A 12,095-nucleotide genomic window follows, 5' to 3' on the forward strand; every position below is an offset into this window, starting at 1 on the left:
GGCCACCAGGGCCGCCTTCACCGCCGCGAGCCCTGATTCCAGGACCCGCAGCTGCTCCAGCGCCGCGGCCGTGCCCGCCTGCACGGCCCGGGCGGTGGAGGCACGGGAGGCCGGTTCCGGGTCGGGGACAGGGTACGGGATGAACGCCGGCAACCCGGCCAGGGAGGCGCTGCCGGGGCCAAACGGTTCAACGGCGGGCAGGGACACGGCGGCCAGCACCGCCGCCACATCCTGTGCGGCGGGGGATTCCCCGTTCCCGGGGCCGGTCACCAACCCGTCCATGAACCCACACTACCCGCACCGTAACCGAAACGCAATAGTTACTAGGACAAATATTCTATATCCCCTGCCGCCGAGCCCCGCCTTTCCGCGCCACCGCCACCGCGCACAAACCAGGCCCGGCACCGGAAGCAAGCCCACCGGCGTCGAGCATCACCAGCAGCGAGCCTGGCCGGCAGCGGCAGCAAAGCCGCGGGAGCAAAGCGGCCGGGGCAAAAAACTGCGTGGATCATCCGCCCAGATGCTTCTCCCAGGCCACGGTGCGGCGCACGGGCCGGTAGCCCATTCCTTCGTAGAGCCCCAACGCGCCCGTGGGGTTTTCAGTGTCAACATCCAGGCAGGCGTGCTCCATCCCTGCCGCCCTGTACCGGGCCATGGCATCGGACAGCAGGGCGGACGCAATCCCACGCCCGCGCCAGGCCCGCCGCACGCCAAGAATTTCCGTGTACCCTTCCTGCCTGCCCTCTTTCGCAAACCGCTCAGGGTCGTACATGGAAAGCTGGTATCCGGCCACCTCCCCGGTGCGGGTGTCAAGCGCCACGGCAGACCACGCGGCCCGGAAGTTCTCAGATTTCAGCAGAAAGCCCCATTGCTGGACACTCCGCGGCTCCGAGCCCCAATGGTCTGCAAATGCCTCATTGTGCGCGAGCCGGACCGGTTCGGCCAAGGCCTGCGTAAAGAGCGACAACACAATCCCCGAGGGCACCGCGACAGCGGGCGCACCGGAAAGCGGCCGGGCCATCTCGGAAAAGTACCGCACCGGTAGATAACCGGCCCCGGCAAACAACCCGGTATGCGCCGGATTCACTTCTTGGGTGTAACTTCGCACCATCCCCGGCGGCAGCCCTTCCGAGGCGAAGCGGGCACGCAGCCGGTCCTCCTGCCAGAACAGCATGCCGGCGCCAATCCCCCGCCTCTGCCACTGCGGGTCAACGCCACCGAAGGCATAGCCCACCGCGGCGCCGGGATTTTTGGACACGCTCGCATAGGCCCTGTGCACCCCGTCGGCATCAAAACCCGCCAGCGTGTTCTCCGCAGAGGGGTTGACGGAATCCTCGAAGCTTGTTGCCAGCTCCGAACGGGTCTCATGCCAGTGCGCGTTCTCGGCCGCGGCAATTCGCTCCACCAGGGCCAGCCAACCGTCAATGTCGCCGTCGGCCAGCGGCCGGAACGCCAGGCCGCCGGCCCATGGAAGGGAGTTATCGGGGAGGGCCGTCATCCCCCCAGCCTAAACGCCGGCCGCCTCCTGCACCACAGCCTCCCTGCCGTTCGCCAGCCCAAGCGACAGGTGGGTGTCAGCGGTCGCAGCCAGGCCGGCGTCATGGGTCACCAGGACCACCGCGACATCGGCCAGGGAAGCGCGCAACTGTTCCACAAGTTCCTGCGATTCGTCCTCGCCCAGGTGCGCGGCCGGTTCATCGAGAAGCACGACGGCGGCCCCCGCCACGAGCGTCCGTGCCACCGACACGCGGGTCCGCTGCCCGCCGGAGAGATGATGGCCCCCCGGCCCAACCCGGGTCGCCAGGCCCTCCGGGAGCGCCCGGAACCACGGCCCGAGCCCCACGGTTTCCAGGGCTGTTTCCAACTCCCTGTCCGTGGGGGCGCTGGCGGCAGGGCGGGCCAGCGCGAGGTTGGAGCGCAGTGTCGAGTTGAAGAGATATGCCTCCTGGGGACACCAGGCAATCCGCGCCAGGGCCTGCGGCGACGCCGGCCCGCCGTTGATGGTGTAGCTGCCACGTTCAGGCTTGAGGAAGCCGAGCAGCACGGCCAGCAGGGTCGATTTGCCCGCGCCGGAGGGCCCGCTGACACTCCACCACCGCCCGCGCTCCGTGCCCCCGCTGATGCCTGTGAACACCGGCTCCGGGGCGCCCGGGTACCGGGCCGTGATCCCATCCACGCGCACGGAGGCACCGGGATCCATCTCAATGACACGGTCCGGAATGGCTGCGGGCGGTGCAGCCACCACCCCGCCTGCCCCCGTTGTGGCACTGTCCAGCAGCGGCATGGTCCGCGCCATCATGGTGCCCAGCACGGGCAACTGTTCCACGGCTTCAATGTACTGGCCCAGCGGTTCTGCCAGCGCCAGCATCAGCAGGGCCGCCACGGCCGCTGCTCGGGGGTCCGCCCCGGCGGCGATGGAGCATGCCGTCACGGCGACGGCGGCCGCCGACGTCAGGATCGACACGGCCGACTGGCCCAGTCCGTTGGCAAAGGCGAGGCGGCGCAACGGTGCGGAGACTGCCAGGTCGCGGGCGGCAAAGGCGCGGGCCTGGACCTCCCCCACCCCGTTGGCGGCCAGCTGGTCCGCTGCAGCCAGCAGGGTGGTGGCCCTGGACGCCAGCCAGGAACGGTGCACGGCGGCCGCAGCCGATGACCGGCGCTGGGCCGCGTACACCACCACGGGCAGCACCAGCAGCACCAGGACCCCCAGCAGGACCACGGGCCATGCGGCCGCCGGAACCAGCCACACCGTGGCGGCCAGCACCGCCAGAAACGAAAGGATGGCGGCCGGAATGGGCACGGCAGCGCGGGGCAGCGCGTCCCGCAGCTCGTCGACGTCGGCCACCAGGGTCCCCAGGGAACCGCCCGAGCGGGTCAGCCGCCCCCAATGGCGCACGTTCGATCCCAGCGCGTCCCACAGCTTCAGCCGCAGGTCGGCGGCCCAGCGGAAGACGGCGTCGTGCGTCAGCAGGCGTTCGCTGTAGCGGAGCACGGAACGGCCCACGCCAAACGCCCGCACGCCAACAATGAGCGTCATGAGGTACATCATGGGCGGCTGGGCCGCGGCCCACACGATGAGCCAGCCGGAAACGCCGGACAAGGCAGCTGCGCTGAGTGTTGCAAGGGCGGAAACCGCAACACCGGCCAGGAAGCGGGGCGAGCGCAGAGGCAGCTGCCGGAGCCAGCGCCACTTGAATGTGGCCGGGCCCGCAAGGGCATGACCCGGCGCGGTGGGGGGAATTTTGGCGGCGGGTGTGCCGGAGCGCAAGGGCCCGGTCCCATGGGTTTCGGCAGGCGGAACCACCGGCGAGACAGGCTCAAACACCGGGCTGGCAGGCGAAACCAGCGGGCCGGCAGGCTCAACCACCGGGCCGCGCAACAGGCCCGCCAGCGCCGAGTCATGGGTGGCCACGACCAGGGCCACCGTGCCGCGCAGGGCACAGATGGCCCGGCGAACCATGTGGGCCGACACGGGATCCAGGTGGGCCGTGGGCTCGTCGAAGAGGACAAGTTCCACTGAAGGGTCGGTGGCGGTTCGCGCCAGCGCCCGGGCCACGGCCACGCGGCGCAGCTCCCCGGGGCTGCACTCAAGGGGGGAACGAGCCGCCAGGTGGCCCGCATTGACTTGTTCCAGGGCCCATTGCACGGCACCGTCCGGCACCTCCAGGCCCAGCTGCCCGGCGGCGTAGAGGGCCACCTCGGCTGCCATGGTGTCTTCAGAAAAGACGGGATGCTGCGGCACCCAGGCAAGGGCATCCCGTGAGGCAGTGCGCAGCCTGCCGCTGACTTCGGCATCCCCCGGAAGCCCTGCCAACACCGCCAGGGCAGTGGACTTGCCCGTGCCGCTGGCGCCGGCGAGCACCAGCACGCCCCCGCGCGGCACCACAGCCGAGAAGCCGGACAGGGCTGCCTCCGTCCGCCCCGGATACCGGACGCGCAGGTTCTCGGCCCGCACGACGGCGGCACCGGCGTCGGGCGCGGAAGCGGTGGCCTGGCGGGTGGCCGGGATGGCGACGGCCGCACCGGAGCCGGGAGCGGCCACAGGCCGGTCCGTGCCCAGGATCTCATTGACGCGGCGCAGTGCCTCGACGCCGTCCTCGCTGCCGTGATGGGCGGCGCCAACGTCGCGCAGCGGCCGGAAGCATTCGGGGGCCAGCATGAGGGCCAGGAGCCCCGCCTCGAGCGTCATGCCGCCGTAAACCAGCCTGACGCCGATGAAGACGGCCACGACAGCCACCGAGATGGTGCTGATCAATTCCAGCGCCATGGATGAGAGGAAGGCGGTGCGGAGGGTGGCCATGGTGGATTTGCGGTACTGCTCGGAGACGTCTGCGAGCGCCCGGCGCTGGGCCCCTGCACGCCTCAGGCCCACAAGCACGGGAAGGCCCCGGGCCAGCTCGAGGAGGTGGTTCGACAGCCTGTCCAGGCCCCGGGCAGCGAGCTCCACCCGGTCCTGGGTGTGGAAGCCGATCAGCACCATGAAGACCGGCACCAGCGGCACGGTGAGTGCCACGACCAGGGCGCTGACCCAGTCGGTCAGCAGGATCTGCAGGCCGATGAGGGCGGGCAGCACGGCGCAGCTGACGAGTGCGGGCAGGTACGCCGTGAAGTAGTTGTCCAGCCCGTCCAGCCCGCGGCTGGCCAGCATCCCTTCAGCACCGGTGCCGGTGCTGCCCGCACTGTTGCCGGACAGCCGGTGGGCCATGAGACGTGCCCGCAGTTCCTCCTTGGTGCCCAGGGCCGCCCGCCGCGCCAGCACCTGCTGGCCCCACACGGCAGCGGCCAGCGCGGCGGCGCCGAGCCCGCCCTGGATGGCCAGCCGCAACATCTCGGGCTGCCTCCCGCCGGCCCAGCCGCCCAGGGCGTGGGCCAGCGCGGCCATGAGGAGCACCAGGCCCACGGCCTTGAGCGCGGCCAGGCCGGCGAGCCCGGCGAGAGCTATGCGGGTGCTCTTCCCGGCGGGCAGGGCGGGGCGGGGACTCATGTCAGGCTCCCCCTGCCGCGGCAACGCCCTTGCCTGTTGCGGAGGCCGGCCCGACGGCGGGGGCGAAGTCGTGCGGGTCCGGCAGGTGGGTGATGCTGATGCGCTTGCGGAAGATCCAGTAGGTCCAGGCCTGATAGGCCAGCACCAGCGGCACGCCCACGGCGGCCACAATGGTCATCAGTCCCAAGGTGTAGGCCGAGGAGGAGGCATTGGTGACCGTGAGGTTCCAGGCGCTGTTGAGGGTGGACGGCAGCACCACGGGGAAGGTTGCACTGAAGATGGCCGTGCTGCCCAGCACCAGGAAAGCGCCCAGGGACAAAAAGCTCAGCCCCTCCCTGTCCTTGCGGTTGGCCAGCCATGCCGCGGCTGCCGCCAGCACGGCAGCGGCGATCAGGGCCCAGCTGAAGGCTTTGCCATTCTGGAGTGCCACCGCAATGGCCCAGGCCGCCATCGGCAGCAGAGCCGGAACCAGCCAACGGCCCACCAGGCGGCGGGCGCGGTGGCGGACGGCGCCGTCGGTCTTCAGGGCCAGGAAGGCGCCCGCCTGGAGGAGGCAGAAGCCCACCAGTGCCAGCCCGCCGAGCACTGCGTACCAGGTGAACCAGGCGAAGGGGCCGCCCACGCGGTCGCCGTTGGCATTCAGGGGCAGGCCGGTGGTGGTCAGGGCCAGCATGGCACCGATGCCAAAGGCAGCCACGAAGGAACCGACGGCGATGGCCCAGTCCCAGGTCCTGCGCCATATGTCCGAGTGGACCTTGCCGCGGTATTCAAATGCCACGGCCCTGAAGATGAGGGCCAACAGCACAAACACCAGGGGGATGTAGAGGGAGGAGAACAGTGAGGCGTACCAGAACGGGAAGGCGGCAAATGTGGCGCCGCCGGCGGTGATCAGCCACACCTCATTGCCGTCCCACACGGGGCCCACGGTGTTCAGCAGCAGGCGCCGTTCCTTTTCGTCCCGGGCAAACGTCTTCATGAGCATTCCCACGCCAAGGTCGAATCCCTCGAGGAAGAGGTATCCGGTCCACAGCACGGCAATGAGAATGAACCACAGGGTGGGGAGGAAGTCCATTGAATGAATCCTTAGTCCAGGGATGTTGGCGGAACAGGTGCGGGGGCTGCGCCCGGCCGGCGGGCGGCCGGGCTAGTAGGCAAAGGCAAGGACATCGCCGCCGCCCTCCCCGCCCGGGTGCGTGCCGCCGTCGTCCTTCCCGCCTGGGCCGCCCGGATGGGCCAGCTCCGGCATGGCGGAGACGGTCCCGCCGCGGATGTACTTGACCAGCAGCACCACCTCCACCACCAGCAGGACGGCGTAGACGGTGGCCAGGGACGCCAGCGAGAAGACCATCTCCCCCGCCGAGACACCCGGCGAGACGGCTGCCGCGGTGAACATGAACACCTGGTCAACGCCGCTCATGGAGGGATTGGGGGCCACCACAAAGGGCTGGCGGCCCATTTCGGTGAAGATCCAGCCCGCGGCGTTGGCACCAAACGGGGCCAGGATGCCGAACAGGGCCAGCCGCATGAGCCACTTGGCCTGGGGAACGGTGCCCTTGCGGGTGATCCACAGGGCCACCGCGGCGGCCAGGGCTGCCAGCCCGCCGAAGCCGATCATCATGCGGAATCCCCAGTAGGTGACGGGCATGACCGGGACATAGTTGATTTCCTGGCCGGCCCGCGTTCCGTACAGCGGGTCGTCGGGCAGGTACTTGCCATACTTTGCCTGGTATTCGGGCACCAGCGTGTTGACGCCCTTGATGTCCGTGGTGAAGTCGTTGTGGGCCAGGAAGGACAGCAGCCCGGGGATTTCCATGACTGCCACCACCTTGGAGCAGTCGCGGCTGCTGAGATCGCCGACGGACAGGACGGAGAAGCTGGTGCCGTCGTGGCAGGCGGCCTCGGCGGCGGCCATCTTCATGGGCTGCTGTTCAAACATGAGCTTGCCCGACAGGTCACCGGACACGGCGGAGCCGGCAAAGGCGATCATGGCGACGACGGCGCCGATGCGCAGCGACTTGATCCACACGGCGTGGTCCCGCTTGTCGCGGCCCGGGATGGTGGCTGATTCGCCGACGATAACGTGCCCGCGGGCGTCGACGGTGTCGATGCCGTCACGACGGCGGCGCCACAGGTGGTACCACGCGATGCCCAGCAGGAAGCCGCCGGCCACGGCCAGGGCGCCGGTGATGGTGTGGAAGAACGCCACCAGGGCAGTGTTGTTGGTAAATACGGCCCAGGCATCCACCATCTGGGGGTGCCCGTTGACCATCCTCACGCCGACGGGGTGCTGCATCCATGAGTTGGCGACCAGGATGAAGTAGGCGGACAGGATGGACCCGCACACGGCGATCCACAGGCAGGCCAGGTGGATCTTTGCCGGCAGCCTCTTCCAGCCGAAGATCCACAGCCCCAGGAAGGTCGACTCAACGAAGAAGGCCAGCAGTGACTCCATGGCCAGCGGGGCGCCAAACACATCGCCCACAAAGCGGCTGTATTCACTCCACGCCATCCCGAACTGGAACTCCTGGACGATGCCCGTGGCCACACCCATGATGAAGTTGATCAGGAACAGCTTGCCCCAAAACTTCGTCGCCCGCAGGTACTCTTCCCTGCCGGTGCGGTGCCAGGTGGTCTGCAGGATCGCCACCAGGGCCCCGAGCCCGATGGTCAGGGGGACCATCAGGAAGTGGTACACCGTCACTATCCCGAACTGCCACCTGGCAATGTCCAGTGCTTCCATCAACGAGCCTCGTTCCACGTCTTGAGCCGTCCAGCGGTGAAATTTCTACATTATGTAGAAGTCTAAGTTCTACCCTGCGTAGAACATTGCTGTCAAAACCTGTACATTGGACTTGGAAACAAAAGTTTTGCTCTACGAATAGAAGGATCTTGCATGGCAACTCTTGGGGACCTGGAACGGGCCGTCATGGATCTTTTGTGGGAACATCCCGAAGCCATCACGGCCAACGCCTTGCGGGACCTGCTTTCGCAGCGCCCGTCGGGGGACGGCGACGGACAGGAATCGCGGCCGCTGGCAGTCACCACCGTACTGACAGTGCTGTCGCGGCTGGAAAAGAAGGGCCTGGTGGAGCGCGAGCGTTCTTCCCGCCCGCACCGCTACCGTGCCGTCACGAGCCGTGCCGACCACACGGCGGAGCTCATGCTCGAGGTGCTGGGCTCCGCCCCCGACCGCGAAGCCGTGCTGGCCCGCTTCATCGGCACCGTCAGCGAAGGCGAGGCCGCGACCCTGCGCAAGCTTTTGGGCCGCGACTGAATCCGTCCGCCGCCACACGGTAGGTTTGCAGTATGTATTGGACCTCGTGGCTCCTGGCCGGGCTGGCCATTGCCCTGGCCTGGCCGGTCCCAGTAGCGCTCTCCCGCGCCAAGTGGCCCGCCACGGCACCCTTTGCCGCGATGGTGCTGTGGCAGTCCCTGGCGCTGGCCGGCGGGCTCTCCATGATCGGGGCCATGCTCTGCTACGGCCTGGTGCCGCTGGGCGGGAACCTGGCGGCCGGGCTGGGCGGGCTTTTGGACATCTTCCTGGGCCGCGAATCACTTGACGCGCTGGGCCTGGTCCACGCATTCGCACTCAGTGCCGCAGCCCTGCTTTCCGCACACCTTGTCTTCACCCTCTGGCTGACGTACTTCCGCATCAACCGCCAGCGGCGCCGCCACCGCGACCTGCTGGCCCTGCTCAGTTCCCCGTCCCATGACCGCCCGGACACCCTGGTCATCAACCATGAGGCCCCCGTGGCGTACTGCCTGCCGGGAGGGTCCCGGTCCGTCACTGTTCTCTCCGACGGCCTCATGACCCTCCTCTCCCCCGAAGAGCTCCGTGCCGTGCTGCTGCACGAGGAAACCCACCTGACCCAGCGCCACCACCTGCTGTTGTGGGCCTTTGCGGCGTGGCGTTCGGCCCTGCCGTGGCTGCCCACCTCACGGCTCGCCCAGCGCGCAGTGTCCTCCCTGATTGAGATTCTGGCCGACGACGTGGCACTGCGCTCCGTCAGCAAGTCCACCCTGGTGACGGCCATCGCCCTGGTGGCCAGCGGCCCCGCCCGGCTGCCTGCCACGGCCCTGGTGGGCGGTGGTGCGGACCAGATTGACACCCCGGCGACGACGTCGGCCAGGCTCAGCCGGCTGCTGGCCCCCACACCGCCGCTGGCGCGCAAGCTTCAGGCACTGGTGTTGGCGGGTGCGGCACTGCTGCTGGCCCTGCCGACAGCGCTCCTGCTGGTTCCGGGCATGCTGGGCGGCTGACCACCCCGATCCTCCCTGACGACCCCGGCGCCCCCTCCACCCTCCGACGCTCCCTCAGCTTTCGGGGTGTTTTCGCCGACGCTCCCTCAGCACGGTGAGGGAGCGTCGGGAGAAAAGGCCCAAAAGCTGAGGGAGGGTTTTGGCGGGGGCTAGGCGTCGATGCGGTCGGCGTCGAGGTGTTCGCTGCCTGCCACTATGAATTCCTTGCGCGGCGCCACATCGGAACCCATCAACAGCTCAAAGGTGTGCTCGGCGCGGTCGGCGTCGACGCTGGTGACGCGCCGAAGCATGCGGTGGCGGGGGTCCATGGTGGTTTCCGCCAGCTGCTCGGCGTCCATTTCACCCAGGCCCTTGTAGCGCTGGATGGGCTGCTTGTAGCCCTTCCCCGACTTTTCCAGCTTGGCCAGCAGCGCGTGCAGTTCCTTCTCCGAGTAGGTGTACACCATTTCATTGGGCTTGGACCCGGCGTTGACCACCTCCACCCTGTGCAGGGGCGGGACGGCCGCATACACATTGCCGGCGTCGATCATGGGTCGCATGTAGCGGAAGAACAGTGTCAGCAGCAGGGTGCGAATGTGGGCGCCGTCGACGTCGGCGTCCGTCATCAGGATCACCTTGCCGTAGCGGGCGGATTCAAGGTCGAAGCTGCGCCCGGATCCCGCCCCGACCACCTGGATGAGCGCGGCGCACTCGGCGTTGGCCAGCATGTCCCCCACGGACGCCTTTTGGACGTTGAGGATCTTGCCGCGAATGGGCAGCAGCGCCTGGAAGTCGGAGGAGCGCGCCAACTTGGCCGTGCCGAGGGCACTGTCCCCCTCCACGATGAACAGCTCGCTTTTCTTCACGTCACTGGTGCGGCAGTCGGCCAGCTTGGTGGGCAGCGAGGACGTTTCCAGCGCGTTCTTGCGGCGCTGTGTTTCCTTGTGCACGCGGGCCGAGATGCGCGACTTCATCTCGGACACCACCTTTTCCAGCAGTGTCGCGGCCTGGATCTTTTCCCCGCGCGCGGACGACTCCAGCTTGGCCTTGAGCTCCTTCTCCACCACCTTGGCCACAATGTTCTTCACGGCCGGGGTGCCCAGGATTTCCTTCGTCTGCCCCTCAAACTGCGGTTCGGCCAGCCGGACGGTCAGCACGGCGGTCAGCCCGGCCATGACGTCATCCTTCTCGATCTTGTCGTTGCCGGCCTTGAGCTTGCGCGAATTGGCTTCAATGGTCTTGCGGAAGGTCTTCAGCAGGGCCAGTTCAAAACCTTCCTGGTGCCGCCCGCCCTTGGGTGTGGCGATGATGTTGACAAAGCTGCGCATGGTGGTGTCATAGCCAATCCCCCACCGCAGCGCGATGTCCACTTCACAAACGCGCTCGACGGCGGTGCTCTCCAGATGGCCCTCGGCATTGAGCACCGGCACGGTTTCCGTAAAGGAGCCGCTGCCCTGCAGGCGCCAAATGTCAGTCACCTGGCCGCCGACCGCCAGGAAGTCGACAAACTCCGAGATGCCGCCGTCGTGCCTGAACACCTCTTCGTGGGTGGCGAACTCGCCGGCCGTGCCCGGCAGCCTTCTGTCGTCCTGCACCGTGATCCGCAGCCCGGGCACCAGGAAGGAGGTTTGCCGGGCCCGGGCCACCAGCTCTTCGTAGGAAAATTTTGCGTCAGGCGTGAAGATCTGGCGGTCGGCCCAGTACCGGATGCGGGTGCCGGTGACGCCGCGCTTGGTGGTGCCCACCACGTCCAGGCTGGATTTTTCGGTGAAGGGTTCGAAGGGCACGTCCGGGCTCAGCGACCGCCCCGTGTCCTTGAAGTGGCCGGGCTCACCGCGCCGGAAGCTCATCTGGTACGTCTTGCCGCCGCGGTCCACCTGGGCGTCCATGCGGGAGGACAGCGCATTGACAACGCTGGCGCCCACGCCATGCAGACCGCCCGAAGCCGCATAGGAGGTGCCGCCGAACTTGCCGCCAGCATGGAGCTTCGTGAGCACCACTTCCAGGCCAGTGAGTCCGGTTTTTGGTTCCACGTCCACCGGGATGCCGCGGCCGTCGTCGTGCACCTCCACGGAATTGTCCCTGTGCAGGATCACCGTGATGTTTTGCCCGTAGCCGGCCAATGCCTCGTCAACGGAGTTGTCGATAATCTCCCAGAGGCAGTGCATCAGGCCGCGGGAGTCTGTGGAGCCGATGTACATGCCGGGCCGCTTCCGCACGGCTTCCAGCCCCTCCAAAACGGAAAGGTGGCGGGCGCTGTAATCGGAACTTTGACGGGCCAAGGCTGGCGTACTCCTTATGAATGCGGTTGACGGGGCGGCGGACGCGAAGCCCGCAACCCTTTCAAGGTTAACGCTTCATTGCCCCCTCCACAGGCAGGCATGCCGCACCGGCCGGGCTACGCGGTAAGCGAAAGTGCGCGGTGGTGGACATGGAACGGCCCTGTGCAGTGGTTGTATTAGGTACAGGAACTAGAGAAGGAGGCCATCATGACTACCACCGCCATTGCCAGCCGAGAGCTGAACACGATGGATCGTTGTGACCGTTGCGGCGCACAAGCGTATGTGCGAGTAGTGCTGGAGTCCTCCGGCGGGGAACTGCTTTTCTGCGGACACCACGCCCGCTCCGTGGAAACCACATTGCGCCCATTGTCGGCCGAATGGCATGACGAAACTGCCCGGCTGCACGAAAAGGCACCGGTTTCAATCGACTAGGCACAAGCACTTGAAGGGGCTGCGGACATGGTTCGCGGCCCCTTTTTTTGTGCCCTGGAGCCGGCACGGCTAAGGTGCCTTAGCCTCCCACTCCACGCAGCGGTGCCGCAAATAAGGCAACTGCCCGATGTTCGTCCACGCCGTCCGGCGAAGGATGG

General features: G+C 67.7%; 9 protein-coding genes. 3 read left to right on the top strand and 6 right to left on the bottom strand.

The annotated features are described in order from the left end of the window. From G6N77_RS16875 to G6N77_RS16895, 5 genes are all read right to left on the bottom strand, one after another. The coding region (locus tag G6N77_RS16875) for a hypothetical protein (protein ID WP_205678369.1) at positions 1 to 282 on the bottom strand (282 nt) is incomplete at its 3' end. 226 nt (positions 283 to 508) lie between these two features. Further along, positions 509 to 1,498, bottom strand: a complete 990-nt coding sequence (locus tag G6N77_RS16880) for a GNAT family N-acetyltransferase (RefSeq protein WP_165183334.1) — start codon at positions 1,496 to 1,498, stop codon at positions 509 to 511. Between the two features lie 9 nt (positions 1,499 to 1,507). Beyond that, positions 1,508 to 4,984, bottom strand: coding sequence for a thiol reductant ABC exporter subunit CydC (cydC, locus tag G6N77_RS16885; RefSeq protein WP_165183335.1), 3,477 nt, complete (start codon positions 4,982 to 4,984; stop codon positions 1,508 to 1,510). Between the two features lies 1 nt (position 4,985). Then, positions 4,986 to 6,056, bottom strand: a complete 1,071-nt coding sequence (gene cydB, locus G6N77_RS16890; RefSeq protein WP_165183336.1) for a cytochrome d ubiquinol oxidase subunit II — start codon at positions 6,054 to 6,056, stop codon at positions 4,986 to 4,988. Positions 6,057 to 6,128: 72 nt separating this feature from the next. Beyond that, complete coding sequence (locus tag G6N77_RS16895) at positions 6,129 to 7,724, bottom strand: cytochrome ubiquinol oxidase subunit I (RefSeq protein ID WP_165183337.1); 1,596 nt, start codon at positions 7,722 to 7,724, stop codon at positions 6,129 to 6,131. A gap of 153 nt (positions 7,725 to 7,877) precedes the next feature. On the opposite strand from G6N77_RS16895, the gene G6N77_RS16900 reads away from it, so the two are divergent. Together G6N77_RS16900 and G6N77_RS16905 are read left to right on the top strand one after the other, a co-directional pair. Further along, a complete protein-coding gene (locus G6N77_RS16900; RefSeq protein ID WP_165183338.1) occupies positions 7,878 to 8,258 on the top strand; it encodes a BlaI/MecI/CopY family transcriptional regulator in 381 nt (126 codons plus the stop codon). Between the two features lie 32 nt (positions 8,259 to 8,290). Continuing rightward, complete coding sequence (locus G6N77_RS16905; RefSeq protein WP_165183339.1) at positions 8,291 to 9,244, top strand: M56 family metallopeptidase; 954 nt, start codon at positions 8,291 to 8,293, stop codon at positions 9,242 to 9,244. Positions 9,245 to 9,393: 149 nt separating this feature from the next. On the opposite strand, the gene G6N77_RS16910 is transcribed toward G6N77_RS16905, so the two are convergent. Further along, positions 9,394 to 11,505: a DNA gyrase/topoisomerase IV subunit B gene (locus G6N77_RS16910; RefSeq protein WP_165183340.1), complete on the bottom strand. Its 2,112-nt coding sequence runs from the start codon at positions 11,503 to 11,505 to the stop codon at positions 9,394 to 9,396. A 207-nt stretch (positions 11,506 to 11,712) separates the two neighbouring features. On the opposite strand from G6N77_RS16910, the gene G6N77_RS16915 reads away from it, so the two are divergent. Further along, complete coding sequence (locus G6N77_RS16915) at positions 11,713 to 11,937, top strand: DUF7455 domain-containing protein (protein ID WP_165183341.1); 225 nt, start codon at positions 11,713 to 11,715, stop codon at positions 11,935 to 11,937. The last annotated feature ends 158 nt before the right edge of the window (positions 11,938 to 12,095 follow it).

Source organism: Arthrobacter silviterrae (assembly GCF_011045165.1).
Classification (GTDB): Bacteria; Actinomycetota; Actinomycetes; order Actinomycetales; family Micrococcaceae; genus Specibacter; species Specibacter silviterrae.

Excerpts from the sequence above, each read along its gene's own strand:
- G6N77_RS16880 (WP_165183334.1), bottom strand. The coding sequence starts at position 1,498 with ATGACGGCCCTCCCCGATAACTCCCTTCCATGGGCCGGCGGCCTGGCG.
- cydC (WP_165183335.1), bottom strand. The coding sequence starts at position 4,984 with ATGAGTCCCCGCCCCGCCCTGCCCGCCGGGAAGAGCACCCGCATAGCT.
- cydB (WP_165183336.1), bottom strand. The coding sequence starts at position 6,056 with ATGGACTTCCTCCCCACCCTGTGGTTCATTCTCATTGCCGTGCTGTGG.
- G6N77_RS16895 (WP_165183337.1), bottom strand. The coding sequence starts at position 7,724 with ATGGAAGCACTGGACATTGCCAGGTGGCAGTTCGGGATAGTGACGGTG.
- G6N77_RS16900 (WP_165183338.1), top strand. The coding sequence starts at position 7,878 with ATGGCAACTCTTGGGGACCTGGAACGGGCCGTCATGGATCTTTTGTGG.
- G6N77_RS16905 (WP_165183339.1), top strand. The coding sequence starts at position 8,291 with ATGTATTGGACCTCGTGGCTCCTGGCCGGGCTGGCCATTGCCCTGGCC.
- G6N77_RS16915 (WP_165183341.1), top strand. The coding sequence starts at position 11,713 with ATGACTACCACCGCCATTGCCAGCCGAGAGCTGAACACGATGGATCGT.